The sequence below is a fragment of the Streptomyces sp. SID12488 genome, assembly GCF_010548275.1.
Lineage (GTDB): Bacteria > Actinomycetota > Actinomycetes > Streptomycetales > Streptomycetaceae > Streptomyces.
Genome location: NZ_JAAGLT010000005.1, coordinates 15,680 through 41,705 on the forward strand (window position 1 = coordinate 15,680; position 26,026 = coordinate 41,705).

Sequence of the window (26,026 nt, forward strand, 5' to 3'; positions counted from 1 at the left end):
CTACCCGCCTGCGGGCAGATCGGTGCGCGGAGCAGCCGCCAGATGCACACCGACACGCTTCACCAGGAGAGTCATCTCGTAGGCGACCTGGCCCACGTCCGAGTCCGCGTCCGAGAGCACGGCCAGGCAGCTGCCGTCCCCGGCTGCCGTCACGAACAGAAAGGCGTCGTCGAGTTCTACGACCGTCTGACGGACACTGCCGGCGTCGAAGTGACGCCCCACGCCCTTGGCGAGGCTGTGGAATCCGGAGGCGACGGCGGCCAGGTGCTCGCTGTCCTCCCGGCTGAGGTCCTTGGAGACCCCGGTGGGCAGTCCGTCGCCGGAGAGCACGAGCGCTCTGCGGATGCTGGCGACCCGGTCGACGAGGTCGTCGAGGAGCCAGTTGAGCTCCCCCGACGCCTTGTCTCTTGAGGTCTGGCCGGTCGGCTTCGGTGCGGTCATCGACCGTCCCCCTTACTCGTTCCTTGCGCTGTGCCGTCCTGGGCGCTGTCGCCCTCGGCGTTCTCGTCACGACCACGCTGCCAGCCGCGCTGCAGCGAGGCCATGCGGCTGCGGACCTCGTCGGCGTCACGGTCGAAGAGGTCCGCCCCGTCCTGGGGACGTGGCTTCGTCCGTTCGGCGCGCCGCTCCGGGCCGTCCCGCAGCTGCGGAGCCAGGTTGGCCTGACGTACCCGGCGGGGCAGCCCTGCCGTACCGGACGCTGCGGGGTCGGCCGCAGCACCGGGGCGGGACGCGGTCCCGCCGGAGCCACCGCGCCGGTCACGCTGCGGGAGCGCCGGGGCGTCCCGTGACGGTTCACCGAGGCCGTCGCGGCCCGTCTCCGTTCGCCCGCCGATGCCACGGGCGGGCCCGTCGGGACGACTGCTCACGGATCGGTCCCCGAAACGCGAGGCGGACAAATCCGTGCGGTCGGTGAAGCCCCTGGAGCCCGTTGAATCCGTGCGGTCGTCCATGCCACGGCCGACGGTTTCCCCTCTGCCCTCCCAACGCCGCACCGGGGACTCCGTGCGGTCGCCGAAGCCGTCGCCCGGGTCTGTTTCGCGGCGGGTCGCTGTGTCGCCCCGGCGGCGGGCCGGGAGCGGGGCCAGCGTGTCCGGGGTCGTCGAAGCCACTCCCTCCGCCGGCTGTTCGTCCGCCGACGACGGGCTGCGCCGGGGCGGCTGTTCGGTGACCGGACGTCCGTGGGAGCTGACCAGTTTCGGGGTACGGCGGCGTGGCAGCGTGACGGGATCTCCCGAGCGGCCGGCCACACCGTCGGGGGCGGGTGTGCGCCAGCTTCCGGAGGGCTGCTGGCGCTGCTCGCCGGGAAGATCGCTCGTTTCGCCCGTCGCTCCGGGGATCGAGCGGTGCGGCCGGGAAAGTACGCCGTGTTCGCCGGGTTCACTGTCCGCGTCACCGAAGGAACCGGGGTAGTCGTTGAGAGCGTCCAACTCGACCGGCGCCTCCAGCTCGACCGGCCCGTCGATGAGCGACGCGGGCAGGCCGGGGAGGCGCAAGGGCGCCGAGGAGAGCGCGGCCCTGCGGCTCTCCTCGAACTCGGTCTCCTTGGAGGGCCGGGCGCGGTCGAGGCGGAAGCCGATGCCGTTGGTGTCCGGGATGTCGTCCGTGAGGAGTGCGTCGGGGACGAAGACGACAGCCGTGGTGCCGCCGTACGGGGAAGGCTGGAGGGAGACCCGGACGTTCTGCCGCTGGGCGAGCCGACTGACGACGAACAGGCCGAGCCGGTCCGTGTCGGACAGTTCGAACTCGGGTGTCTCGGCGAGCCGCAGGTTGGCGTCGAGCAGCGCTTCCGCCGCCATGCCCAGGCCCCGGTCGTGGATCTCCAGGGTGAAGCCGTTGGCGACTCGCTCACCCAGGACCTGGATGGCCGTGTGCGGGGGCGAGAACACCGTGGCGTTCTCCAGGAGTTCGGCCACGAGGTGGGTCAGGTCGGCGACGGCCAGGCCGGTGACGGCCATCCGCGGCAGCCTGCGGACCTCGATGCGCTCGTAGTCCTCGACCTCGGCGACGGCGGCGCGTACGACGTCCATCAGCTGGACGGGTTTGCGCCACTGCCGGGAGGGGGCGGCTCCGGAGAGGATCACCAGGCCTTCGGCGTGCCGACGCATACGGGTCGTCAGGTGGTCGAGGCGGAACAGGTCGGCGAGTTCGTCGGTGTCCTCGGTCCGGCGTTCCATGGTGTCGAGCAGGGTGAGCTGCTTGTGCAGCAGGACCTGGCTGCGCCGGGCGAGGTTGACGAAGACCTCCGAGACTCCGGAGCGGAGTTCGGCCTGTTTGACGGCGGCCTCGACGGCGGCGCGCTGCAGGGTGTTGAGGGCTTGGCCGACCTCGCCGATCTCGTTCTTGTCGTACTCCAGGCGCGGGACCTCGGTCTCCACGTCGACCTGTTCGCCCGCCGACAGACGGCGCATCACGCTGGGCAGCCGGACGCCGGACGCCTCGTGGGCCTCCAGGCGGAGTTGGCGCAGGTCGCGGATGAGGGCACGGCCGATGCGTACGGACAGGAAGAGCGAGAACAGCAGGGCGACCAGTCCGAGGACACCGGCGACGACGGCCTTGACGATGACGCCCATCACGACCGGACGGATCCGGTCCTGATAACGGTCGCCCGACTCGTCGTTGAGCTTGCGGAGTTCGTCGAGGACATCGCCGGCCGTGGTGTCCCAGCTCTTCGCCGTGACGCCCCGCGGCTTGCCGGACTCGGCGCCGATGGCGGCCTGTTCGGCCACCCGGAGCGGCGCGGTGGAGGCGTTCTTCCAGAACCGCTCGTAGCGTGCGCGGTCCGTCGGCGGGAGCAGCGGCAGGCTGACGTCGTACATGACGGTGCGCTGCGCCACGAGGTCGGAGATGTCGCGGGACTCGTCGCGGGTGAGCTTGCCGACGACCAGTGCCGAGCCCAGCAGGGCGTCCTCGCGGGAGAGGAGTTCGCGGGCGCGGGCGGCGTTGACGAGGGCGCGGGCCTGCTTGTCCATCTCCAGGTTGTCGATGATGTGCAGGTTGGCGAGGAGGACGTAACAGGGGTCGACCAGGTTGTTGTAGAGGTTCAGTGCCTGGGTACGGGTGACGGTGCCTTCCTCGACGCTGCGGCGGAGCGGGCCGATGCCGTCGAACGCCTCCAGGACAGCGGTGAGCCGCTCGCTGTCGCTGTCGCTGATCGAGTTGCGCACGCTGGACTTGTCGGCGTTGTCGCGGATCTTGCCGATGACGTCGTCGGTGGCGGTGCGGCTGCGCCGAAGGGCCGCCAGCGCGTCGGAGGCACGGGGGTCGGCGAGATAGACGAGGGTCTGGCGCCGCTCCTGCTGAAGCACGCGTACCGCGTCCTCGGTGGGGTAGCTGACCTTCTCCACGATCGACGACACATTGAACAACTCGGCCGCCTCACGCCCCGTGAGCACGGTGGCGAAGCCCCAGATCGCGGTGAGGGACACCAGCGGCACGAGAAGCAGCGCCACGATCTTCCGGCGGATGGACTTCCCGCGAAAGCGCATGGCCTCCCCCAGCTCGCCCCCGTCGACGCGGGGGTACACATGTGCGTCAATAATCGGCGTGAGCCTACTACTGACCCACAGAGAACTCGAAGACCTGTCTGAGGGCTGAACTGCCGTGCTCCGGGCGAGACATGGCGAGTTGTCCGATCATTACGGGAGATTGCCTCCTCGAATCCGGCATGACCGCACGACGCCGGCCGTCGGCCAACTTGGCCGTTTGGCTGGATTTTTACGCTTGACGGGAATCTTCGAGACACGTCGATCGTCTTTGTACACAGGAGATGGGTGGCGGAACCGTCAGCAGGGTCCGCATCCCGCGTCCAGGCCGCGTAAAACAGCGTAAGCCGGGCAACCAACTGGGGAGCCGGTGTCACCGACACCGGGACGGGTGGTCTGCTGGGCGGTGGGGAGTGACACGTGATGGGCACGGCGGAACGACGCGAAGCGCTCGGGAACGGCGTTGTGGTTGCGGCACCTTTGGTGGTGCACGGGGGCGCCAGGAGCAACGGCACAGGCCAGGACATGGGCGGCGGGAGCATCGAACCACCCTCCGGCTCCGTCTACGCCTTGACCTCGCCCCAGCAACTCCCCACGCCGGTAAGGGAGAAGGCGCAGCCCGCCTACGAGCAGCTGTGGGTCGAGGAGCCCGCGCGCCGGCGGCGACTGCCGGACCCGGTGCGTACGGCGGCCGTGCGGGCGGTGCTCGTCATCTCCGTCACGCTGATCCAGGCGATGGTGGCCTTCCTGTCCACGCTGGCCGGTTCCTGGCTGGCCTTCCCGATGGTGATCAGTAGCGTGGCGAGCACGGTGTTGGCGACCTGGGCCGCGCTCGACGTGTGGGTGACGCGCCAGGTCTGGCGCCAGCGCAACGGCGTGGTGTCGACCCCGAGCAGCACGGCACGGGCGCTGCGACGCGAGCGCCGCAAGGCCCGACGACTCGCTCGGACCACCGCCCGGACCCAGGAGCGCATACGCAGGCAGGGCGGCGGGTCCGGTCAGCTGTCGCACCCCTGAGGGCCCTGAGCGAGCAGGAGAACCCCGCAGGGGCACCCCTGAACCATAAGAACGAGTCGGGGCGGCCCACAGGGCCGCCCTGTTCCCATTCACCGGCCCGGCGGCCCCGATGAACGCCGCCCTCGCCCATGCCGGCTTCCCCTACGGGTTCCCTCGGCCACCGATGTGGCGGAACCCGCACCACGCCCCCAGCAATAGATCGAACCTTTTTTCGATCAACGCGGGAGGGGCATGACCTTCGACGGCATCGCGGACGCGCCGGAACGGTGGTGTGCTGGGTGCCGGACGAAGGGTTCACAGACGGACTCCCCCGACCGAGGCACGTCGCCGGGCATCCGATCGGAGTGTGTCGAAGATCACATTCGACATGGTCCGTCTTGGGCCGGAAAGGCGCACAACCGGAAGGGCGCCTTCAGCACGGTGCTGACCAGGAGGAACGAGAACATGCCCGAACTCTTCATCGGCGGTACCTGGAGATCCGCGCTCGACGAGCGCACCCGCGAGATCCGCTGCCCCGCCGACGGCTCCCTGGTCGGTGTCGTCGACGAGGCGGGCGGCAAGGACACGGTGGAGGCCATCACCGCCGCCCGCCGCGCCTTCGACGAGGGCCCCTGGCCGGGTACGCCGGCCGCCGAGCGCGGTGACCTGCTGCTGCGTGTCGCCGACCTCATGGTCCGCGACAAGGACGAGCTGGCCCGCGCGGAGTCCCTCGACACCGGGAAACGCCTGGTGGAGAGCGCCTACGACATCGACGACATCGTCAACTGCTTCCGCTACTTCGGCCGGCTCGCGGCGAACGAGACCGGACGCGTCATCGACACCGGCTCACCGAGCGTGGACAGCCGGGTCGTCTACGAGCCGGTCGGTGTCTGCGCGCTGATCACCCCGTGGAACTATCCGCTCCTCCAGACCGCCTGGAAGGTCGCCCCCGCGCTGGCGGCCGGGAACACCTTCGTCCTCAAGCCGAGCGAGCTGACCCCGCACACCGCGATCCACCTGATGCGCCTCCTGGAGGAGGCCGGACTGCCTGCGGGCGTGGCCAATCTCGTCCTCGGCGCCGGTCCTGAGGCGGGCGCGCCGCTCGGCGACCATCCGGACGTCGACCTGCTCTCCTTCACGGGCGGACTCCAGACCGGCCGCCGCCTCATGGCCGCCGCGGCCGGGACCGTGAAGAAGGTCGCGCTCGAACTCGGCGGCAAGAACCCCAACATCGTGTTCGCCGACGCCGACTTCGACACGGCCGTCGACATGGCGCTGACCGCCGTGTTCCTGCACTCCGGGCAGGTCTGCTCGGCCGGGGCCCGGCTGCTGGTGGAGGACTCACTGCACGACCGGTTCGTCGACGAGCTCGTCCGGCGGGCCCGGCTGATCCGGCTCGGCGGCCCGTTCGACGAAGAGGCCCAGACCGGCCCGCTGATCTCCGAGGCACATCGTGCGAAGGTCGAGGCGTATGTCGCCCAGGGCCTGGCCGAGGGCGCGGTACTGCGCTGCGGCGGGGCGCGTCCCGAGGGCCTCGACGAGGGCTTCTACTATCCGCCGACGGTGCTCGACGAGTGCGACGCCCGGATGACGGTCGTACAGGAGGAGTCGTTCGGTCCGGTGCTCACCGTGGAGCGGTTCACGGACGAGGCGGAGGCGGTCCGGCTCGCCAACGACACCGTGTACGGCCTCGCCGGCGGCGTCTTCACCACCGACGAGGCCAAGGCGCGGCGGGTCGCGGCCCGGCTGCGGATCGGCACGGTGTGGATCAACGACTACCACCCGTACGTCCCCCAGGCGGAGTGGGGCGGCTACAAGCAGTCCGGCTTCGGCCGCGAGCTCGGACCTTCGGGGCTCGCCGAGTACCGCGAGGCGAAGCACATCTACCGGAACACCGATCCTTCGCCGCAGGGCTGGTTCGCCTGACCCTCTTTGTGTGCCTTTCGCACGTCATTTATGCGCCATTCCCCTTGTGTACGTCCTGAATGTGCGCCCCCATTGATTCCGGCACCCGCAACGAGCCGCTCCCTCCCACTCCCCAGCCCCCAGGAGTCCGCTCATGGCAACCACCGACCAACCAACAGGCCCAGGGCATACGGACGACGACGAACTCGCCGAGTTCGGATACAAGCCGGAACTCAAGCGCACCCTCGGCAACTTCCACACCTTCGCTGCCGGGATCAGCTACATCTCGATCCTGACCGGCACCTTCCAGCTGTTCTACTTCGGCTACGGCAGCGGTGGCCCCGCCTACTGGTGGTCGTGGCCGATGGTGTTCGTCGGCCAGTTCATGGTGGCGCTCTGCTTCGCGGAGCTGGCCGCCCGCTATCCGGTGGCGGGCTCGGTCTACAACTGGTCGAAGAAGGTCGGCAATCCGCACCTGGGCTGGCTGGCCGGCTGGATGATGCTGATCGCCTCGATCGTGTCGATCGCGGCGGTGGCCCTCGCCTACCAGCTCACGCTGCCGCAGATCTCCAGCGTGTTCCAGATCATCGGGGACGGCACCGGTAAGTACGACGTGGCGACCAACGCGGTGGTCCTGGCCGCTGTCCTGATCCTGTTCACAACCGTGGTGAACGCCTTCGGCGTCAAGCTGATGGCCACGATCAACACGGCGGGTGTCTTCATCGAGCTCGTCGCCACGGTCGTACTGATCGTCCTGTTCGCCGTGCACATCACACGCGGGCCGCAGGTGGTCATGGAGACGAACGGCACGGGCGCGGGCCACGGCGCCGGCTACCTCGGCGCGTTCCTGGTCGCCTCGCTGGCATCGGCGTACGTCATGTACGGCTTCGACACCGCGGCCTCACTCGGTGAGGAGTCCCGCGATCCGTCCCGGAACGCGCCACGGGCCATCATTCGGGCGATCGTCGCCTCCTTCGTCCTCGGCGGCCTGATCCTCCTCCTGGCGCTGATGAGCGTCTCCAGCCTCAAGGGCAAGGAGCTGTCCACGGACGGTCTGCAGTACGTCGTGCTCGACGTGCTCGGGCCGACGGCGGGCAAGGCGATGCTGTGGTGCGTGCTGATCGCGGTCACCGTCTGCGCGCTGGCCGTGCACACGGCGGCGATCCGGCTGGCGTTCGCGATGGCCCGCGACAACAACCTGCCCGCGTCCTCACTGCTCGCGAAGGTCAGCCCGCGCTTCCAGACGCCGGTGCTGCCCGCCGTGATCGTCGGCGTGCTGGCGCTGGGGATCCTGGTGGTCAACATCCGCCAGCCGCAGATCTTCACCGTGGTCACCAGCATCGGCATCATCATGATCTACCTCGCCTATCTGGGCGTCACCGGACCCATGCTGGTGGCACGGCTGCGCGGGAAGTGGCAGCCGGCCGGCGACGGCAAGTTCTCACTGGGCCGCTGGGGCCTGCTCGTCAACATCGGTGCCGTGATCTGGGGCAGCGTCATGACGACCAACCTGATCTGGCCGCGGGCCTCGGTCTACAACGCCACCGCCCCCTTCCACTGGTACCTCCAGTGGGGCGCCGTGCTGTTCGTCGCGGTCATCGCGGGTGGCGGCTTCGCCTACTACTGGTTCGTCCAGCGGCACCGGACGGGTGTGCTCGCCGGACACCGTCTTGAGGAGACCCCGGCCGAGCCGGCCGCTCCCCTCGCCGCCCCGGCGGCCGACTGAAGGAGGTCAACCCCACATGGACCAGCCCCACATGGACCAGTCCCGCTTCGACCAACCGATCATGAACCGATCACTCATGAGCACCGACGAGTTCGACTATGTGGTGGTGGGCGGGGGCACCGCGGGCAACGTGGTGGCCGCCCGCCTCTCGGAGGACCCGTCCGTCACCGTGTGCGTGCTGGAGGCGGGCCCGAGCGACGTCGGCGACGACGACGTCCTCAGACTCGAGCGCTGGATGGGCCTGCTGGAGTCCGGCTACGACTGGGACTACCCGGTCGAACCGCAGTCGAGCGGCAACAGCTTCATGCGGCACGCCCGCGCGAAGGTGCTCGGCGGCTGCTCGTCGCACAACTCCTGCATCGCCTTCTGGGCCCCGGCCGAGGATCTCGACGACTGGGCGGCGGCAGGCTGTACGGGCTGGAGCGCGGCCGACCTCTTCCCGCTCTACCGGCGCCTGGAGACCAACGACGCCCCCGGCGACCACCACGGCCGCACCGGCCCGGTGAAGCTCCGTACGCTGAAGAGCGAGGACCCGTGCGGTGGCGCCCTCCTGGAGGCGTGCGCGCAGGCCGGCATCCCGACCACGCCCTTCAACACCGGTGAGACTGTGATCCGCGGGGCCAACTGGTTCCAGATCAACTCCGACGAGAACAACATCCGGCAGTCGTCCTCCGTCGCCTACCTCCACCCGGTCATGGGCAGGCGGCCGAACCTGGAGGTACGGACAGGGGTGCGGGCGAAGCAGCTCGTGCTGGAGGGGCGCCGGTGCGTGGGCGCCGAGTACCTCGACCCGGATCTCATCCACACGAGGACCGTCCGGGCGCGCCGCGAGGTCATCGTGTCGTGCGGCGCGATCGACACTCCGAAGCTCCTGATGCTGTCCGGCATCGGACCGGCGGAGCAGCTGCACGAGGTCGGCGTCGAGGTGGTCGTGGACGCGGCGGGCGTCGGCGAGAACCTGCAGGACCACCCCGAGGGCGTCATCATGTGGGACGCCGAGCAGCCGATGACCACGACATCCAGTCAGTGGTGGGAGGCGGGCATCTTCTACGACACGGAACCCGGCCTGGACCGGCCCGACCTGATGTTCCACTACGGCTCGGTGCCGTTCGACATGAACACGGCGCGTTGGGGCTATCCGACCTCGGAGAACGCGTTCTGCCTGACTCCCAACGTGACCCGGGCGAAGTCGCGCGGCACGGTGAGGCTGCGTACCCGCGACTACCGGGACAAGCCGATGGTCGATCCGCGGTACTTCACGCACGAGCACGACGCGCGCGTGATGACGTACGGGCTGAAGCTGGCGCGTCGGATCGCCGCCCAGCCCGCGCTGAGCGGCTGGGCGGGGGCGGAACTGGCCCCGGGGCCGGACGTCCGGACGGAGGACGAGCTGCTGGACTACATCCACAAGACCCACAACACCGTCTACCACCCGGCCTGCACGGTGAAGATGGGTGCGGACGATGACGCCTCGGCGCCGCTGGACGCGCGGCTGCGCGTCAAGGGGATCGAGGGGTTGCGGGTTGCCGACGGGTCGGTGATGCCTGATCTGGTGTCGGTGAATCCGTGTATCACGACGATGATGATCGGGGAGAAGTGTGCTGACCTTTTGAAGGAGGATGCGTAGGGGGGGTGCGGGTGGTGGGGAGCTGCGGCGCCGTCGTGGCTTGTCGCGCCCGCGCGGCGGAGCCGCAAATGTCACAGCCCCGCGCCCCTAGGGGGTTGCCCCTGAGGGGGTTGCCTGTGCCGGGCGCTTGAACATCCTGGTCGCCGTGATCTCGCTGTGCACCGCGTCCCCCTCCCCGGCCGGGGCCTGCTGCGGCAGTCCCGGTCGGAGGTGTTCCTCCACGCGGATGTACTTCAGGCCCGCGCGGAGGTCCGCGTCGTTGCGGAGGCGGATGACCAGGGGGAACTCGGCGAGCGCGGTCGTGTCGAACAGACCGGTGGTGTAGAGGAGTTGGACGCCGAGCGCGTCGGACACGGCTCGCTGGAGTTCCAGCAGGTACGTGGCGTTGGCGCGCCCGATGGGGTTGTCGAGGAACAGCGTGCCGGCGTGCCGGTGCTTGTCGCGGCCCCGGTCGTTGCTGCGCAGCGCGGCCATCGTGCAGTACAGGGCGATGGCCGCCGTGAGCAGCTGACCGCCGGAGAACACATCACCCATCTGTCCGACGGGCACACGCTCGGCGCGCAGTACGGCGTCGGGCTTGAGGATCTCGACGGCGATGCCCTTGGGTTCGAGGGCGGCGCCGACTCCCCTCAGGAGCAGGGACATTCCGTCCCGGCGCAGGTCGGAGTTCTTCTTCACGGCCGACCGGGTCGCCTCGTCGATGACCTCGCCGAGCCGCTCGGTGAGTGTCGCCTGGTCGGGCTCCTCGAACCGGATCCGCAGGAACTCCTGGCCTGACCACTCGCCGAGCCCCTCGGGCAGCCGCGACAGCCGCTGCGCGGACCGCAGGGTGGCCAGCGCCGACTCCACCAGCCCGCGCAGCCGGTCCACGATCGAGTCCCGGTTCCGCTCCAGCTGTGCCAACTCGTCGGTCAGGACCCGGAGTCGGGGCGCGAAGGCGTCCGCCCACTTCTGCGCGTGCTCGGGCAGCGCGGACGCGGGCAGTTCACGGATCTGCTGGCGAGCGGGGGTGCGTACCGCCTCGTACCGCGTGGAGTTGGCATGCCGTACGAGGATGTCGCTCGCCTCGCGCACGGCGCCCTCGGCCGCGGACAGGTCGGTGGCGCAGCCACGCAGGGAGCGGCGGGCCTCGGCGGCCGACTGCCGTGCCTCTTCCGGGCTGCCGGGGTAGGGCTCCGGGGCTTCCTGCTCGTCGTCGGAGGCGTGCTCGCGCATCAGGTCGCGGAGCATCGCGGCGATCTCGTCGAACCCGGAGGCCGCGTCCTCGGCCGCCCGGTGGGAGCCGAGCAGTTCGGCGTGCGCGTCCCTGGCCTGGGTCAACGCCTCGCTGCGGGAGGCGAGTTCGGCGGTGGCGGTGCGCAGCAGGGCCTGGGCGTGCTCGGCGTCGCGCGGGACGAGTTCCTCGGCCAGTTCGGTGTGCGCCTCGCCGTCCTCGGGCGCGTGCCGCTCGGCCTCGCCGCGCAGTCGCCCGAGCTGCTCGCTGGCCGTGGACACCCGGGTCTCCAGGAGCTGGACCAGTTCCTCCGCCCGGGCGGAGGCGGCCTGGCGGGACGGTCCGTCCGCCCCCTCGGGCACCTGCAGCAGCTGCTCGGCGCGCGTACGCACCTTGTTGCTCAGCCGGTCCAGCTCCGCGCGACTGGCGCTCTCCTCGCTCTCGGACCGCGCCTGTTCCGCCCGCAGGTCGGCTCCGACGCCGACCTTCTCGTAGAGCTGGGATGCGGCCCGGTAGGCCTCGCGGAGGGCGGGCAGCGACGACTTCGCGGCGTCCTCGTCGGCTTCCGGCAGGTCGTCGGGGGCGCCCGCGATCTCCGCACGCTCGGCGCGCAGAGCGCGGGCCGTGCGGCGTGCGTCGTCGGCGGCGCGCTGGGTGGCGCGCCGGTCCTCGTCAGCGGACCGGGCACGCTCCAGCAGGGCCTGGGCGCGGGCCTCCGACTCGACGGCCTCGTCGGCCAGTTCACGCACCTTGACCTGCCAGCCGGCGCGTTCGCGCAGCCGGTACGCCAGTCCGGCGAGCGCGTCGGCGGCGCGCCGGGCGCGCTGGGCGGCCTCCTGCCGCTCGTCCCGCACGCGGGACGCCTCGCTCATCACCTCGTCGGCCTCGGCCCGTACGGTCCGTGCCTCGGCCAGCTCGGCTTCGGTCTCCTCGGCGAAGGCGCGCGCGTCGTGCGCGGTCCGGGCCAGCTCGACGAGCCGCCCGGCCGGGCAGCCCGTACGCCAGGAGGTGAGCCGCGCGGCCAGTTCCCGGTCCTTCCCGAGCCGCGCCGCGAGCGTGCGGATCTCCTCCTCCCGCTCCCCCGCCCGGGCCCGCAGCGCCTGCCGTTCCTCGTCGGCGGCGTGCTCGTCGTGCATGGCCGGGTTCGGCGGTACGAGGAACACGTCGCCATCGCCCGGTCCGGGGGCCGGAGTAGGGGCCAGCAGGGCAGCTGCCGTACCGACCGCCACGGCCGACCGGGGCAGCAGGGCCGCGTCGGCGAGGGCCTCGCGGGCACGCGCGTGCGTGGCGGGGTCGGTGATGATGACGCCGTCGACGAGTTCGGGGCGGGCGGCCAGCACGCGCGCGTGGTCGGCGGGGTCGACGGCCTGGGCGAGATAGCGCCAGCCGGGCAGCGCGGGGATGCCGTGCTCGCCGAGGAACTCGACGGTGGACAGCACATCGGGGCCGGGCGGCAGCAGTCCGCCGTCACCGAGCGCGCCGAGGATGCGGGCGTCGTCGGCGGCGCCGGTCCGCAGCTCGAAGAGCTGGCGCTCGGCGGAGGTGACACCGCCCTCGAGCAGCTCGCGGAGTTCGTCGGCGAAGCGGTCCAGCTCCTCGGAGGTCAGGGCACCTTCGTCGGCGGCACGGGGGGCGCCCTTCCCACCGTCCCCGGCCATACCCTCGGCACCGCTGCCCTCGCCCTCGCTCGCGCCGTGTTGGTGCGGCAGCGCGGCCCGGCCCCGCTGCCGCACACCGCCGGCGGACGGCAGGTTCAGCAGCTCGGCGAGCCGTTCCTCTCCCGCCAGGGCCTCGGCGGTGCGCCGCTCGGCGTCGTACTCGCGCTCGGCCGCCGTGGCGGCATCCGCCGCGCGGGCCGCCGTCAGCTCGGCTCGGGACTCGGCGGACGCCGCCTCACGCGCGTGCTCGGAAGCCTGCCTGGAGGCCTCACGGGTGGTGTCCCAGGCCTCGACGGCCGCCTTCTCGGCGTCACTCGCGGCCAGCGCGGCCCGTGCCGGATCGGCGTCGGGAGCGCTGTCGTCGAGCCAGCCCGCGCGCACCGCCTCGGCGGTCTCCTGCTCGACCTCGCTGAGCCGCTGCCGCAGATGCCCGACCTCGCTTCGGGCGCGCTGCGCCTCGGTGGCCGCGCCGGTCGAGTCCTGGTGGGCGACCTCGCTGACCTCCTGAAGGGCGGCGGACCGCTCCTCCTCCTCGTTGGCGAGCGCCTCCGCGCCTTCCGCCGCCGACTGCAGCGCCCGTACGAGGTCGACGGCGGCCTTGGCGCGGGCGGCGAGCGCCGGGGCGGCGTCCCGTTCGGCCTCGCGGATCGCGACGGCCACGCGCGCGGAGCGGTCGGCGGCGGCGCGGTGCCGCAGGACGACCTCGGCGGCCTGCCAGGCGGAGTGCATGGTGCGGGCGTCGGCGAGTTCGCGCTTCTGCGCGGCTGCCGTCTTCTCCGCCGCAGCGAGGGCCAGCGAGGCATGCCGGAAGGCGAGTTCGGCGGCGATCAGCGCGCTGCGCTCCCGCCCGCCCTCGGAATGGGTGACGGCGTACGCCGCGGCGGTGACCCGCTGGGCGAGATCACCGGCCCGGACGCGTTCCTTGACGCCCCGCGCGGACAGCCGCCGGGCGAGGTTGCGCGTACGCCGCTCCGCACCCGCGTGGACGTCCCGCGCGCGGGAACGCGTCTGCGCGGCCTCGACGATCCGTCCGAGCAGGTCCACGGACCCGGCGGTGAAGTCCCGTTCGGCGATCAGTTCGGAACGTCGGCCCAGCTTGTTGCCGAAGCCGCCGACCAGGTCGGCGAGCCCGTCGGTGTCCCGGGTGTCGGTGACCGCGCGCAGCAGCAGGTCGGTGAAGTCGGAGTCCTTCTTGACCGCGAAGAGGCCGGCGGCCTCGCCCTCGTCGGCGTTCATCTCCCGCTGGTAGCGGAAGAGTTCGGGGTCGAGACCCAGCTCCCCCAGATGCTCGATCCAGCGGTCGTGGATCTCCTCCCAGTGCACTTCGAGATGCGGGTACGCCTTGCCCGCCTCGGTGATCGCGTCCCGGAAGCCCTTCATCGTCCGGCGCCGCCCCTGGGCACCGGAGGCACCCTCCACCGGCGGCCGTACGGCGGTGGACTCCGCGACGGGAAGGTTGTCGAGGCTCAGCCCCGGGCCGGGCCGGAAGGAGTACCAGGCCTCGGCGAACTTCCGCGGATCGTTGGAGACCTGCCGCCCCCTCCACTCGCTCGCCTTGCCGACCACGACCAGCTCGCCGGTGAGCGTGTGCTGCCACTCCAGGATCACGTGCCCGCAGTCGTCGGCGAGCAGGAACTTCCGCAGCACACCGGAACTGGCACCCCCGAGCGTGTTGCGGTGCCCCGGCAGCATCACGGAGAAGATCAGCTTGAGGAGTACGGACTTGCCGCCGCCGTTCTCCAGGAAGAGCACCCCCGCGGGCGCCGGCCGGCGCGGCGGTCCGACGGGCTCGTCCTCGAAGAACTCCGCCTGGGTGGGCGCGGGGTCGGGCACCGGCTCGCCGACACCCCGCAGGTCAAGCACGGTGTCGGCGTAGCGCGCACCGGCAGGACCGATGGAGTAGAGGCGGATCCGGGACAGCTCGTACATGGCGGGACTCTCGTAGTCGTCAGGGAGTAGTCGGGTTGGGTGCGAAGGGAGTCGGGGCGGTGGTCAGATGTTGGGGTCAGGAGTGGTGGAAGGGCAGTCCGGCGTCCGCCACCAGGTCCAGGTCGTCGGTGTCCTCGGCGGGCAGCAGCGTCGGTGTCCCGTCGGTGACCGGCACAACGCCCAGCTCCAGCAGCTCGGCCATGGCCGCGTTGCCTGCCATGTCCCGGACCTGGAGCTGGTAACGGGCTGTCGTCCGATACGTGCCGCCGTTGTCGTCACCCGTGCGCTGGAGGAAGCCGGAGTCGGTGAGGAAGACGACGGCCTTGCCGACGATGCCGGTCGTCGAACCGGCCGGTCTCCGCGCGTCCTTGGTGGCCCCCGTGGCGCTGCGCCTGATCCAGATCCGCCAGGCGGCCTCGAGTCCCGGGGCGTCGCTGACCGGGTCGGTGTTCTCGCCCTGCGCCTCGGCCCGCTCCTCCAGCCGCCGACAGGCCTGCCGGACGAAGGCCTCGACCCCGTTGACGGTGACGCGCCCGATGTAGCCGTCGTCGGCGAGATCCTCGGGGCGCGGAAACGCCATGGCGGCCACGGCGAGATGGGCGAGCCCGTGCAGAAAGCGGTCCGAGCCGTCGGCGGACGTACGGCGTGCGTAGTCCCCCATCCGCACGGCGAAGACGGAGTCCTCGGCGGCGGTCACCGCCATCCCCGCGCGCGGGGACACCTCCAGCACGACCAGCCCCAGCCCGGCGGCCACGGCATCGGCGAGCCGGGCGAACGCCGAGTCCTCGCGGTACCGCCGCAACAACTCGGCGTACTCCTGGTCCCGCGCGGCCTGAAGCTTGGCCTGCAGCCCGAAGGCCACCAGCCGAGCAGCGTCAGCGGCATCGCCAGGAGTAATAACGGCAGCGACGGCCGGCGCGGCCACGGCCTCCGGCTCACTCCAGTCGACCGGCTCGTTCACAGCTGAAACTCCCTGTTCTTGTAAGCGAGGGGACGCCCGGCTTGCCCAGGGGCGCGGGGCTCTGACATGTGCGGCTCCGCCGCGTGGGCGCGACAAACCACAACGGACCCGCGGCCGTCCGACAACCTCAGCCACATCACGCCGCCTCCGACCTCCCCGCCGCCATCCCCACCACATCCAGCAAGGCCATCCCCACAATCAGATCCGCGCCCCCGAACTCCGGATCGTCCAGCTCCGTCCCGTCATCGACAGCGAACAGCAGCTTCTCCTCGCCCTGCCGATAAGCCGTACCGACCGGCGGACTGGCCGCGTGCACGGCCAACAGGGCCACCAGATACGGAAGTTCCGTATCCCGAAGTCGCGCCTCGGCCAGCAGCCCCGACAACCGCCGAGGCGCATCCGCGGGCAGGTCCAGCAGCTCCATCGCCGACGCCAACTGCTCCTCGCTGAACCGGCTGTCGTCCGGGGTGGCGATCAGATCCGGCTCCGGCATCTCGACCCCGAGATGCTCCCGCTCCACCGGCGGCGTCAGCAGTATGTCCACGAGGTCACCGACCCGGACCGACACCGGCGTACGAAGCCCCGTCCCGCGCGCGAAGAACGCGTCCGTGACCCGCACCGCCGCCTCGAGGGGCAACGGCAGCACGGGGGCGACCAGATGGCCGTACAGATCGATCCCGGACGACGTCATCGGGGTCGCGAAAGCCTGCCGGTCCTGTTCCGCGCGGAACAGCGGCCCCGCCTCCAGCAGCCTGGACTGGAGCAGCGTGTGCCGCCGGATGCAGTCCTTCACGATGTCGACGAGTTCGGCGGCGCGCCGCTTCTGCTCCGGGTCCTCGGACTCGTCACGGGCCTTGCGGATGTTGGTCAGGATCGCGTTCTCATGGCGGTACCGGTCGGCGACATGGTCGAGCGCCTCGGCGATCATGTCGGGGACGGTCTGGAGCCAGTCCACCGCGCGCACGTTGCGCCGGGTCGCGTCCAGGGCCCGGCGCAGGACCTCCGAGTACTGCACGGTCCGGTAGCGGGCCTGCTCCGCGGCGAGCTGGGCGTCGGCCAGCCGGCCCCGGCTGATCAGCACCTCCAGCTTGACCTCGGCGGCGATCTGGGCGCTGGTGACGTCGGTGTCGAGGGCGCCGACGAGTACGTTGACCGCCTCGTCCGTCGTGCGGAGGTAGACGCTTCCGCCGTACCCCGGGACCTCTTCGATCAGCTTGAAGTCGTAGTCACGGCGTACATACGTACCGTCCGGTGCGAACGTGCCGTATACGGCCCGGAAGCCGCGGTCGACGCTGCCGACGTTGATCAGGTTCTCCAGGACCCAGCGGGCGACGCGCTCGTGCTCGGTGACGGGCCGTTGCGGGGCCTGGGCGGCGATGCGCGGGATGAGGCGGGCGACGATCTGGTCGTGGTCGGCGCCGGTGTCGAAGTCCATGTTCAGGGTGACCAGGTCGATGGCCGAGAGGGCCACCTCCGCCATGCCGTACACCGAGTACTCGCCGGCGAGATTCGCCTTGCGCGCGTCCAGGTCGTGGAGCGGGGCGGTGCAGGCGAGTGCGCGCAGGCGCCGCGCCAGTCCCTCGTCGGCGGCCGGGCCCGGAGCGGGGCGCGGCCCCGCGCTGAGCTGGGGCGGAACGCTGTCCGTCGATGCTGGCGAAGTCACGCTGCACAGACTAGGTCCTCGGTCTGACAACGGCCCAAACGACTCAGAAGCGACCCGCTGTCACCCCGCCACCGTGCCGTTCACGCCGTGGGGAAGACCGCAGGTCCCGACCCACCCGCCACCGGTTGCCCGTCCTCGCCCACCCGGCGCCGGTAGACCTCGACAACCCGTTTGAGCGAGTCGTCGAGATAGACCGAGAGCAGCCCCTCGGCCCGCTCCCGGTCACCCGTCTGGAGGGCCTGCAGTATCTGCTGGTTGCGCGCGAGATAGGGCTCGTGCAGGCGTCGCGGGTCGTCCACGACGTGGAAGGCGAGGCGCAGTTCGGCGAAGACGCTGCGCATCAGCTCATCGGTGCGGGCGCTGCCGGCCAGCGCGACAAGTTCGCCGTGGAAGTGGATGTTGGCCGTGCCCAGCCCTTTCCAGTCACCGTCGCGCGCCGCCCGCTGCCCCTCCTCGACGGCCGCGGCGAGGTTCTCCAGGGCGTACGGCGGCTCACCGAGGCCTCGGACCACGGCGCACTCGACGAGGGCGCGGGTGCGGTAGATGTCCTCGACGTCCTCGACCGTGAGGACCCGTACGAAGACACCTCTGTTGAGCTCGTGGATCAGCAGGCGCTCGTGCGTGAGCAGCCGGAACGCCTCGCGCAGCGTGTTGCGGGAGACGCCGAGGGCCCCGCCGATGCTGTCCTCGGAGAGCCGGGTCCCGGGCGGGAAGTACCCGTCGGCGATACGGCTCCTGAGGATGTCCGACACCCGCTCGGCGGTACTGGTGCGCCCAAGGAGCGCTCGGTCGTCGGCCAGTCCCGTCAGCTGCTCTGCCATGCCCGGAATTCAATCGTAGATACAAGAACGAAACAACACGGGTATTGAAGGATCGTTCAACGATCCTCTACCTTGCTGAACAGACGCCCCGGATCCACGCGGTGTCGACCGCTCCCGCACCGCTCATTCCTCAAGCACTCTCCGTCCCTCATCTGCGAGGTGCACATGAGCACGACCCCTCCACCGCAGGCCCTGGCCGCCGAACCCCGCCCCGGAGCGAATGAACCCGCTGTCGACGACGGCGCGTTCGCCTGGCTGCGGGCGCTGGGCCCGCGCGGTCGCCGTGCCTTCGGCGGCGCGTTCGGCGGCTACGCCCTGGACTCGTACGACTACTTCACGCTGCCCCTGACCATGGTGGCGCTGTCCGCGTACTTCGGTCTGGACAGCGGCCAGACCGGTCTGTTCACCACGGTCACCCTGGTCGTCTCCGCGGTGGGCGGCGCCGGCGCGGGGGTACTCGCGGACCGGATCGGCCGGGTCAAAGCACTGATGATCACGGTGATCACGTACGCGGTCTTCACCGTCGCCTGCGGCTTCGCGCCCAACTACGAGACGCTGCTGGTGTTCCGCGCCCTCCAGGGCCTCGGTTTCGGCGGTGAGTGGGCCGTCGGCGCGATCCTGGTGGCCGAGTACGCGAGCCCGAAGCACCGCGGCCGTACGCTCGGCGCGATCCAGAGTTCCTGGGCCGTGGGCTGGGGCCTGGCCGTGGTCGTCTACACCGTGGTCTTCTCGTTCCTCGACGACGACCTGGCCTGGCGCGTGATGTTCTGGACCGGCGCTCTGCCCGCGCTGCTGGTCATCTGGGTGCGACGCTCGGTACAGGACGCGCCCCGGGCGGTCGCCGAGCGCGAGAAGAACCCGAAGAAGGGCTCGTTCGCGGCGATCTTCAAGCCCGGCACGCCCGAGGCACCCGGACTGCTGCGCATCACGGTCTTCGCGGGCCTGCTGTCCACCGGCGTCCAGGGCGGCTACTACACCCTCGCCACCTGGGTGCCGACCTACCTCAAGACGGAACGCGGACTGTCGGTCGTCGGCACCGGTTCGTATCTCGCCTTCCTGATCTCCGGAGCCTTCATCGGCTATCTGACCGGCGGATACCTCACCGACCGGATCGGCCGCAAGCGCAACATCTGGTTGTTCGCGGTCCTCTCGGCGCTGTGCATCCTGGCCTACGCGAACATCCCCGACGGCGCCAACACCCTTCTCCTGGTGCTCGGTTTCCCGCTCGGGTTCTGTATGTCGGCGATCTTCAGCGGCTTCGGCTCCTATCTGAGCGAGCTGTACCCGACCGCCGTGCGCGGCACGGGACAGGGCTTCACCTACAACACCGGCCGCGCCGTCGGCGCCGTCTTCCCCACCACGGTCGGCTTCCTGGCCGACAGTTGGGGTGTGGGTGGCGCGCTGGTCTTCGGCGCGATCGGATACGGCATCGCCGCCCTGGCACTGCTCGGCCTGCCGGAGACCCGCGGAAAGGAACTCCAGTGAACCGTACGGAAGACCGCCCCCTCTCCCTCGTCGACGAGCACGCGCACGCGTGGAGCCCGAAATCCGCGCGAGCCCGGTTCCGCGCGGGTCTGACGGGCCCCACGGCGGGCGTCGCGGCCGGCCACACCCAGGTCAACCTGATCTCGGTGCCCGCCGACTGGGCGTACGACATGCTGCTGTTCTGTCAGCGCAACCAGAAGCCCTGCCCGGTACTCGACGTCACCGACGCCGGTTCCTGGACCACCGTCCTCGCCGAGGGCGCGGACCTGCGCACCGACCTGCCGCGCTACCGGGTCTGGCGGGACGGCGAGCTGGCGGAGGAGCCCACGGACGTGCTCGCCCACTGGCGCGACGACCTCGTGACGTTCCTCATCGGCTGCAGCTTCACCTTCGAGTGGGCGCTCGCCGAGGCGGGCGTCCCGATCCGGCACATCGAGCAGGGCCGCAACGTCCCGATGTACGTGACCGACCGTCAGTGCCGTCCCGCCGGGCGGCTGCACGGCCCCATGGTCGTGTCCATGCGTCCGGTGCCGCCGCAGCATCTGGCGGCCGCCATCCGGGAGAGCAGCCTGCTCCCGGCGGTGCACGGCAGCCCCGTACACTGCGGCGATCCGTCGGGGCTCGGCATCGACGACCTCGGCCGGCCGGACTTCGGCGAACCGGTGGACCTCGCGCCGGACGACATCCCGGTGTTCTGGGCCTGCGGGGTGACCCCGCAGGCCGCGGTGATGGCGTCCCGTCCGCCCTTCGCCATCACGCACGCGCCGGGCCAGATGTTCCTCACCGACACCCGCGACGAGCAGTACCGCGTCGCCTGACCGGAGCGTGACAGGAGTCCGGAACATGATCGACCTCAACGCCGACCTCGGCGAGGGCTTCGGCCGCTGGCGGCTCACCGACGACGAACAACTGCTGTCCGTCGTCACCAGCGCCAACGTGGCCTGCGGCTTCCACGCCGGGGACCCGGTCACCATGCGGCGGGTGTGCGATCTGGCGGCCGAGCGCGGCGTACGGATCGGCGCCCAGGTCTCCTACCGCGACCTGGCCGGCTTCGGGCGGCGCACGATGGACGTGCCGCCCGACGAACTGGCGGCCGAGGTGGCCTACCAGATCGGCGCCCTGGAGGTCTTCGCGCGTGCGGCGGGCACGCGCGTGTCGTACGTCAAGCCGCACGGCGCGCTGTACAACCGCGTCGTGCACGACGCGGAGCAGGCGGGGGCGGTCATCGCCGGCGTGCTGCTGGCCGACAAGGGTCTGCCGGTGCTCGGGCTGCCCGGTTCGCGCCTGCTGGAACTTGCCGAGGGGGCGGGCCTGCCGGCCGTCCCCGAGGCGTTCGCCGACCGCGCGTACACCGAGGAGGGCACTCTCGTGCCGCGCGGCCAGGAAGGGGCGTTGGTGACCGATCCGGAGGCCGTAGTGGCACGTTCGGTGACCCTCGCCCGGGCCGGCGTGGTCGCGTCGCTCTCCGGGACGCCCCTCGCGATCCGCGCCCGCTCCCTGTGCGTCCACGGCGACACGCCCGGCGCGGTGGACCTGGCCCGTCGGGTCCGTGAGCGCCTGGAGGCGTCGGGCGTCCGCGTGGAGGCCTTCGTATGAGCGGGACGAGTGGTACGACACACCGGATGAGGGCGCTGCCCGTCGGCGACGACGCGCTGCTTGTCGAGGTCTCCTCCGGCGAACAGGCCCAGGCCCTGCACGCCGAACTTCTGCGCCGCCGCGCGGAAGGCACCCTGTCCGTACGGGAGATCGTCCCCGCCGCCCGTACGGTCCTCCTCGACGGCCTTGACGACCCCGCCCGGCTGGCTTCCGAACTGACCGCCTCCGAAGTGCCTCCGGCGCTCCCCCTGACCCAGGAGATCATCGAACTCCCGGTCCGCTACGACGGCCCGGACCTGGCCGACGTCGCCGCCCTGTGGGACGTGTCCGAGGAGGCGGTGGCACGGATCCACGCGGCCACCGAGTTCCGGGTCGCCTTCTGCGGCTTCGCGCCCGGCTTCGGCTACCTCACCGGTCTCCCCGCACGCTACGACGTACCGCGCAGGGCCACCCCGCGGACGTCCGTCCCGGCCGGTGCCGTGGGACTCGCGGGCCCGTACACGGGTGTGTACCCGCGTTCCTCGCCGGGCGGCTGGCAGCTGATCGGGACGACGGGCGCGGTCCTGTGGGACCACACGCGCGTGCCGGCCGCGCTGCTGTCGCCGGGTACCCGGGTCCGCTTCGTCCCGGTGGGCCGCCCATGACGGATCGTGCGCTCGCCGTCGTACGGGCAGGGGCGCTGACCACCGTGCAGGACCTGGGGCGTCCCGGGTACGCCCATCTCGGGGTGCCCCGCTCCGGCGCCCTGGACGCGCCCACGGCAGGGCTCGTCAACCGGCTGGTCGGCAACCCGTCCGGGGCGGCCGTTCTGGAGACCACCCTCAACGGCTGCGCCCTGCGCCCCCGTTGCCCGGTCACCGTCGCGGTCGGCGGCGCCCCCTGCACGGTCACCGTGGACGGCCGCCCGGTGGCCTGGGGCGCTCCGGTCCAGGTGCCGGGCGGCGCGCTGCTGGACGTCGGAACCGCCCTGACCGGAGTACGCGCCTACGTGGCCGTCTCCGGCGGAGTCGCCGTCGAGCCCGTGCTCGGCAGCCGCTCCACCGACCTGCTGTCCGGCCTGGGCCCGCCGCCCCTCACGGACGGCGCGGTGCTGCCCCTGGGGCAGGTGATCGGCGGGCACGCGCGCGTGGACGTCGTTCCGCAGCCCGCGCCCCCTGCCGAACTCGTGCTCCGGGTGACCGTCGGGCCACGCGACGACTGGTTCACTCCGGCGGCGCTACGGACCTTCACCACGTCCACGTACCGGGTGTCCTCCGCGAGCAACCGCATCGGGCTGCGGACGGAAGGCCCCTCCCTGGAGCGGGCCTTCGCCGGTGAACTCCCCAGTGAGGGCATGGTCCTGGGCGCGGTCCAGGTGCCCCCGGACGGCAGGCCGGTGGTCTTCCTCGCCGACCATCCCACCACCGGCGGCTACCCGGTGATCGCCGTCGTCCGCACCGCTGACCTCCACGCCGCAGCCCAGGCGGCGCCGGGCACACCGGTCAGATTCGTGCGCGCACACCGTCGCTGAGCCACCCGGGGCCGGTCGGGCGGATCATGTCGGAGACGCGGCGCTGCGGTGCCATCAGCCGCCCCGTGACGGGTTCCCGTCTGCGGCGGGCGACGCGGTTGCCGACTCCCCCGCCACGTCGCCCGGCGCGGCAACGGCTGATGTCGGTGTCCCCTCCTCCTTGCAGCCGGACGCGCGCCGAATCCGCGCGCCCGTGCCTGTCAGGCGCCGTAGCCGTCCTCCGCGCCCGATCCACCGGCCAGGCCTACGCCACGTCCGGCTCGGCCCGGTGCTCCGTCACCGTCAGCGCGGCCAGGGCCGCCGCGACGGCATGGGAGGCCCCCAGGTCGAGGCGGGCGCTGGTGCCCCGCGCGCGGTGGCGGACCTCCTGGGCGGCGAGCCGCAGGAGCTGCGGCAGCAGGTCGGTGCACCGCCGGGCCACCCAGCCCGTGCCCGCGGTGGCCAGCCAGCGCAGGCCGGCCGACCGGGTGGGCGCGGGTTGTTCCGGCTCGGGCGACGGACCCGCACCGCCCGTGACGCCCGCCTCCACGAGCAGCGCGTGGAAGCGGACCGCGAGCTGCCGGTGGCCCTGCTCGCCGGGGTGCAGCCGGTCCGCGCTCCACATCTCACGCCCGCTGAGCCACTCCCCCTCAGCCGCGTGCAGATGCACGGCCCCGTAGCGCTCGGAGAGCGCGTGGACGACCGTGTTGACCGCCCGCTGCCGCCGGGCCAGCGGGTTCGCCAGGACACCGGGCAGCCCCAGCATCGCCCCGGGGTCGGGCAGACACGCCGTGAGCAGGAGCGCGCCCCGCTCGGTGAAGGCCGCGTACACCTCGTCCAGCCGGGCGGCCACCGCGTGGATGTCGAACGTGCGGCGCAGGGTGTCGTTCACCCCGATGACGACGGACACGACGTCCGGCTCCAGGTCGAGTCCGGCCGACGTCTGCCGTTCCCGTACGTCGCGTGTCTGTGCCCCGCTGACCGCGAGGTTGGTGAACTCCACCGGCGTGTCGCCGAACCCGTCGGCGAGCAGCGCGGCCCAGCCGCGCCACTCGCCGTCCACGGGATCGCCCACGCCCTCGGTCAGCGAGTCGCCGAGCGCCACGAACCGCAGCGGTCTCATCCGACACCCTCCGGTACGACGGGCAGTACGGGCGTGTCACCGGCGGACCGCACCACCGCGTCGTGCGCCGCGAGGAACGCCTCGACCGCGGCCGGCCAGCCGAAACACTCCGCACGCGCGCGTGCCTTCTCCCGGCGCTCGTGCTCGGGCCGCCCCAGCAGCAGCCGTACGGCGTCCGCGAAGGCCTCTCCGTCGTCGGCCGCGACGGCTCCGGCGGACCCGATCACCTCGGGCAGCGCGGAGGACGCGCTGACGACCACGGGTGTGCCGCAGGCCATCGCCTCCAGCGCGGCGAGCCCGAACGTCTCCGCGGGCCCGGGCGACAGGCACACGTCGGCGGACGCCTGGAGTGCGCCCAGCAGTGCCCGGTCGGTGACGTGGCCGAGGAAGGTGACCGGCAGCCCGCGCTCCCGCGCCCGCTGCTCCAGGCGGGCCCGCAACGGCCCGTCCCCGGCCACCACCAGCCTCGCCCGCTGTCCGCGCCGCAGGAGGGCCTCCAGGGCGTCCAGCGCCGTACCGGGCCGCTTCTCGACGGACAGCCGGGAGCACATCACCAGAAGCAGTTCGTCCCCGCGCGCGTGCGCGGCCCGCACCGCCGGGTCGCGCAGCGACGGATGCCGCCGCACCAGGTCGACGCCCAGGGGAGCCCGTACGACATTGCGCGCCCCGATCCGCACGAACTCCCGCTCGGCGAACTCCGTGGTGCACACCACGCGCGCGTAGGTGTGTGCCGTACGGACGTTGAGGGCGTCGGCGGTGCGCCGGGAGAGGTTCTCCGACAGGCCCCAGGTGCGCAGGACACCGTCGGCGGTCTCATGGGAGACCATCACCGCGGGGACGCGGGCCCGGCGCGCCCACCTGCCCGTCCATCTGAGGGTCGTCCGGTCGGACACCTCCAGACGGTCCGGCGCGAGTTCCTCCAGGAGGGCGGCGACGCGCCGCTTGTCCGTGAGGACGCGGTAGCCGCCGGTGCCGGGCAGCAGCGGGCCGGGCAGGGTGATCACCCGCCCCTGCTCGGTGTCGCGGTCACTCGCTCGCTCACCGGGCACGATCAGCACGGGGTCGTGCCCGGCGGCCCGGTATCCGGTGCCCAGTTCGCGCAGCGCGGTGCGCAGGCCGCCCGAGGCGGGGGCGACGAAGTTCGCCAGCCGGACGATGCGCAGCGGTCCGCCCGCGCCGCGTGGTGCCTCGGCGTTCATGCGGCCACCGCCGTCCGCGCGGTGAGGATGTCGGCGTAGTGCCCGACCAGCTGGTCGCCGACAGCCGCCCAGGTACGGCCCTCGACGGCCGCCCGGGCGGCGGCGCCGTAGACGGTCCGCAGGCCCGGGTCACGGGCCAGGGACCACACCGCGTCCCGGACGGCGGCAGCGTCGCGCGGCGGGACCAGCAGGCCGGTGCGCCCGTGGGCGACCAGATCCAGCGGGCCACCGGCGGCGGGCGCGACGACGGGCACGCCGCTCGCCATGGCCTCCTGCACGGTCTGGCAGAAGGTCTCGAACGGGCCGGTGTGCGCGAAGACGTCCAGCGAGGCGAAGATCCGCGCGAGTTCGTCACCGGTGCGGCGGCCCAGGAAGACCGCTCCCGGAAGCTGCTCTCGCAGTCCGGGCTCGCTGGGTCCGTCGCCCACGACGACGACCCGAACACCGTCCAGCGCACAGACACCGGCGAGGAGTTCGACCTGCTTCTCGGGGGCGAGCCGGCCGACGTAGCCGACGATCAGCTCGCCGTTCGGGGCGAGTTCGCGGCGGATGGCCTCGTCGCGCAGTTCGGGGCGGAAGCGCGCGGTGTCCACTCCGCGCTGCCAAAGCTTCACCCGGGGGACGCCGTGCGACTCCAGGTCGTACAGGGCCGCGCTGGAGGGCGCGAGGGTGAGGTCGGCGGCGGCGTGGACGGAGCGGATGCGCCGCCAGGCGGCGGCCTCGCCCGCGTGAACGTACGTACGGGCGTATCCGGCCAGGTCGGTCTGGTAGACGGCCACGGCGGGGATGCCGAGCCGGGCGGCGGCGGCCATGCCGCGTACGCCGAGGACGAAGGGGCTGGCCAGGTGGACGATGTCCGCGCGGTGCTCGGTGATCGCGGCGGCGACGCGTCGGCTGGGGAGGGCGACGCGGACCTGGGGGTAGCCGGGGAGCGGCAGGGAGGGGACACGGACGACGGGGCACGGCGCCGAGGCGTCGGGCCCGTTCCCGGCGGCGGTGGCCGGGGCGACGACGAGGGGAACGTGACCGCGATCGACGAGGTGCCGGGCGGTCTGGAGCGCGCAGTGGGCCACGCCGTTCACATCGGGGGGAAAGGATTCGGTCACGATGACTACACGCATAGGGGTGTTGTCGCCGTGCTGGACGTGCT

At 71.9% G+C, this 26,026-nt stretch carries 18 protein-coding genes; 9 read left to right on the forward strand and 9 right to left on the reverse strand.

Features of this window, described 5'->3' with window-relative positions; genetic code table 11:
• Positions 1-441: a roadblock/LC7 domain-containing protein gene (locus G3I56_RS09975; RefSeq protein ID WP_164408555.1), complete on the reverse strand. Its 441-nt coding sequence runs from the start codon at positions 439-441 to the stop codon at positions 1-3.
• Positions 438-3,488 carry a nitrate- and nitrite sensing domain-containing protein gene (locus G3I56_RS09980; RefSeq protein WP_164408556.1) on the reverse strand — a complete coding sequence of 1,017 codons (3,051 nt, stop codon included), beginning with the start codon at positions 3,486-3,488 and terminating at the stop codon, positions 438-440. The genes G3I56_RS09975 and G3I56_RS09980 overlap by 4 nt, the downstream gene beginning before the upstream one ends.
• A gap of 420 nt (positions 3,489-3,908) precedes the next feature.
• On the opposite strand from G3I56_RS09980, the gene G3I56_RS09985 reads away from it, so the two are divergent.
• From G3I56_RS09985 to G3I56_RS10000, 4 genes are all read left to right on the forward strand, one after another.
• Positions 3,909-4,502 carry a hypothetical protein gene (locus G3I56_RS09985; protein WP_164408838.1) on the forward strand — a complete coding sequence of 198 codons (594 nt, stop codon included), beginning with the start codon at positions 3,909-3,911 and terminating at the stop codon, positions 4,500-4,502.
• Between the two features lie 444 nt (positions 4,503-4,946).
• Complete coding sequence (locus G3I56_RS09990; RefSeq protein ID WP_164408557.1) at positions 4,947-6,407, forward strand: aldehyde dehydrogenase family protein; 1,461 nt, start codon at positions 4,947-4,949, stop codon at positions 6,405-6,407.
• A 133-nt stretch (positions 6,408-6,540) separates the two neighbouring features.
• Positions 6,541-8,112, forward strand: coding sequence for an amino acid permease (locus G3I56_RS09995; protein ID WP_164408558.1), 1,572 nt, complete (start codon positions 6,541-6,543; stop codon positions 8,110-8,112).
• A gap of 76 nt (positions 8,113-8,188) precedes the next feature.
• On the forward strand, positions 8,189-9,739 hold the full coding sequence (locus G3I56_RS10000) for a GMC family oxidoreductase N-terminal domain-containing protein (RefSeq protein ID WP_164408839.1): 1,551 nt from the start codon (positions 8,189-8,191) through the stop codon (positions 9,737-9,739).
• Between the two features lie 87 nt (positions 9,740-9,826).
• Here G3I56_RS10000 and G3I56_RS10005 read toward each other — a convergent pair whose 3' ends face one another.
• From G3I56_RS10005 to G3I56_RS10020, 4 genes are all read right to left on the reverse strand, one after another.
• Complete coding sequence (locus tag G3I56_RS10005) at positions 9,827-14,539, reverse strand: hypothetical protein (protein ID WP_164408559.1); 4,713 nt, start codon at positions 14,537-14,539, stop codon at positions 9,827-9,829.
• Between the two features lie 76 nt (positions 14,540-14,615).
• On the reverse strand, positions 14,616-15,500 hold the full coding sequence (locus tag G3I56_RS10010) for a hypothetical protein (RefSeq protein WP_164408560.1): 885 nt from the start codon (positions 15,498-15,500) through the stop codon (positions 14,616-14,618).
• A 136-nt stretch (positions 15,501-15,636) separates the two neighbouring features.
• Positions 15,637-17,163, reverse strand: coding sequence for a hypothetical protein (locus tag G3I56_RS10015; RefSeq protein ID WP_164408561.1), 1,527 nt, complete (start codon positions 17,161-17,163; stop codon positions 15,637-15,639).
• An 80-nt stretch (positions 17,164-17,243) separates the two neighbouring features.
• Positions 17,244-17,984, reverse strand: a complete 741-nt coding sequence (locus G3I56_RS10020) for a GntR family transcriptional regulator (RefSeq protein ID WP_164408562.1) — start codon at positions 17,982-17,984, stop codon at positions 17,244-17,246.
• A 165-nt stretch (positions 17,985-18,149) separates the two neighbouring features.
• On the opposite strand from G3I56_RS10020, the gene G3I56_RS10025 reads away from it, so the two are divergent.
• The 5 genes from G3I56_RS10025 to G3I56_RS10045 are packed head-to-tail and all read left to right on the forward strand — an operon-like array spanning position 18,150 to position 22,575.
• A complete protein-coding gene (locus tag G3I56_RS10025) occupies positions 18,150-19,469 on the forward strand; it encodes an MFS transporter (protein WP_164408563.1) in 1,320 nt (439 codons plus the stop codon).
• Positions 19,466-20,287 (forward strand): putative hydro-lyase, encoded by an 822-nt coding sequence (locus tag G3I56_RS10030; protein WP_164408564.1) that lies wholly within the window; start codon positions 19,466-19,468, stop codon positions 20,285-20,287. The genes G3I56_RS10025 and G3I56_RS10030 overlap by 4 nt, the downstream gene beginning before the upstream one ends.
• A 25-nt stretch (positions 20,288-20,312) precedes the next feature.
• On the forward strand, positions 20,313-21,065 hold the full coding sequence (locus G3I56_RS10035) for a 5-oxoprolinase subunit PxpA (RefSeq protein WP_164408565.1): 753 nt from the start codon (positions 20,313-20,315) through the stop codon (positions 21,063-21,065).
• A 26-nt stretch (positions 21,066-21,091) separates the two neighbouring features.
• Positions 21,092-21,709 carry a 5-oxoprolinase subunit PxpB gene (gene pxpB, locus G3I56_RS10040; protein WP_164408840.1) on the forward strand — a complete coding sequence of 206 codons (618 nt, stop codon included), beginning with the start codon at positions 21,092-21,094 and terminating at the stop codon, positions 21,707-21,709.
• Positions 21,706-22,575 carry a biotin-dependent carboxyltransferase family protein gene (locus G3I56_RS10045; protein WP_164408566.1) on the forward strand — a complete coding sequence of 290 codons (870 nt, stop codon included), beginning with the start codon at positions 21,706-21,708 and terminating at the stop codon, positions 22,573-22,575. The genes pxpB and G3I56_RS10045 overlap by 4 nt, the downstream gene beginning before the upstream one ends.
• 244 nt (positions 22,576-22,819) lie before the next feature.
• Here G3I56_RS10045 and G3I56_RS10050 read toward each other — a convergent pair whose 3' ends face one another.
• The 3 genes from G3I56_RS10050 to G3I56_RS10060 are packed head-to-tail and all read right to left on the reverse strand — an operon-like array spanning position 22,820 to position 25,997.
• Positions 22,820-23,677, reverse strand: coding sequence for an SGNH/GDSL hydrolase family protein (locus tag G3I56_RS10050; protein WP_164408567.1), 858 nt, complete (start codon positions 23,675-23,677; stop codon positions 22,820-22,822).
• Positions 23,674-24,876: a glycosyltransferase gene (locus G3I56_RS10055; protein ID WP_164408568.1), complete on the reverse strand. Its 1,203-nt coding sequence runs from the start codon at positions 24,874-24,876 to the stop codon at positions 23,674-23,676. The genes G3I56_RS10050 and G3I56_RS10055 overlap by 4 nt, the downstream gene beginning before the upstream one ends.
• Positions 24,873-25,997 (reverse strand): glycosyltransferase family 1 protein, encoded by a 1,125-nt coding sequence (locus G3I56_RS10060; protein WP_164408569.1) that lies wholly within the window; start codon positions 25,995-25,997, stop codon positions 24,873-24,875. Before G3I56_RS10060 ends, G3I56_RS10055 begins: the two co-directional genes overlap by 4 nt.
• Between the last annotated feature and the right edge of the window lie 29 nt (positions 25,998-26,026).

What these genes read in the sequence shown, in the direction of transcription:
- G3I56_RS09975 (WP_164408555.1), bottom strand. Translation starts at nt 441, where the DNA reads ATGACCGCACCGAAGCCGACCGGCCAGACCTCAAGAGACAAGGCGTCG.
- G3I56_RS09980 (WP_164408556.1), bottom strand. Translation starts at nt 3,488, where the DNA reads ATGCGCTTTCGCGGGAAGTCCATCCGCCGGAAGATCGTGGCGCTGCTT.
- G3I56_RS09985 (WP_164408838.1), top strand. Translation starts at nt 3,909, where the DNA reads ATGGGCACGGCGGAACGACGCGAAGCGCTCGGGAACGGCGTTGTGGTT.
- G3I56_RS09990 (WP_164408557.1), top strand. Translation starts at nt 4,947, where the DNA reads ATGCCCGAACTCTTCATCGGCGGTACCTGGAGATCCGCGCTCGACGAG.
- G3I56_RS09995 (WP_164408558.1), top strand. Translation starts at nt 6,541, where the DNA reads ATGGCAACCACCGACCAACCAACAGGCCCAGGGCATACGGACGACGAC.
- G3I56_RS10000 (WP_164408839.1), top strand. Translation starts at nt 8,189, where the DNA reads ATGAGCACCGACGAGTTCGACTATGTGGTGGTGGGCGGGGGCACCGCG.
- G3I56_RS10005 (WP_164408559.1), bottom strand. Translation starts at nt 14,539, where the DNA reads ATGTACGAGCTGTCCCGGATCCGCCTCTACTCCATCGGTCCTGCCGGT.
- G3I56_RS10020 (WP_164408562.1), bottom strand. Translation starts at nt 17,984, where the DNA reads ATGGCAGAGCAGCTGACGGGACTGGCCGACGACCGAGCGCTCCTTGGG.
- G3I56_RS10025 (WP_164408563.1), top strand. Translation starts at nt 18,150, where the DNA reads ATGAGCACGACCCCTCCACCGCAGGCCCTGGCCGCCGAACCCCGCCCC.
- G3I56_RS10035 (WP_164408565.1), top strand. Translation starts at nt 20,313, where the DNA reads ATGATCGACCTCAACGCCGACCTCGGCGAGGGCTTCGGCCGCTGGCGG.
- pxpB (WP_164408840.1), top strand. Translation starts at nt 21,092, where the DNA reads ATGAGGGCGCTGCCCGTCGGCGACGACGCGCTGCTTGTCGAGGTCTCC.
- G3I56_RS10045 (WP_164408566.1), top strand. Translation starts at nt 21,706, where the DNA reads ATGACGGATCGTGCGCTCGCCGTCGTACGGGCAGGGGCGCTGACCACC.
- G3I56_RS10050 (WP_164408567.1), bottom strand. Translation starts at nt 23,677, where the DNA reads ATGAGACCGCTGCGGTTCGTGGCGCTCGGCGACTCGCTGACCGAGGGC.
- G3I56_RS10055 (WP_164408568.1), bottom strand. Translation starts at nt 24,876, where the DNA reads ATGAACGCCGAGGCACCACGCGGCGCGGGCGGACCGCTGCGCATCGTC.
- G3I56_RS10060 (WP_164408569.1), bottom strand. Translation starts at nt 25,997, where the DNA reads ATGCGTGTAGTCATCGTGACCGAATCCTTTCCCCCCGATGTGAACGGC.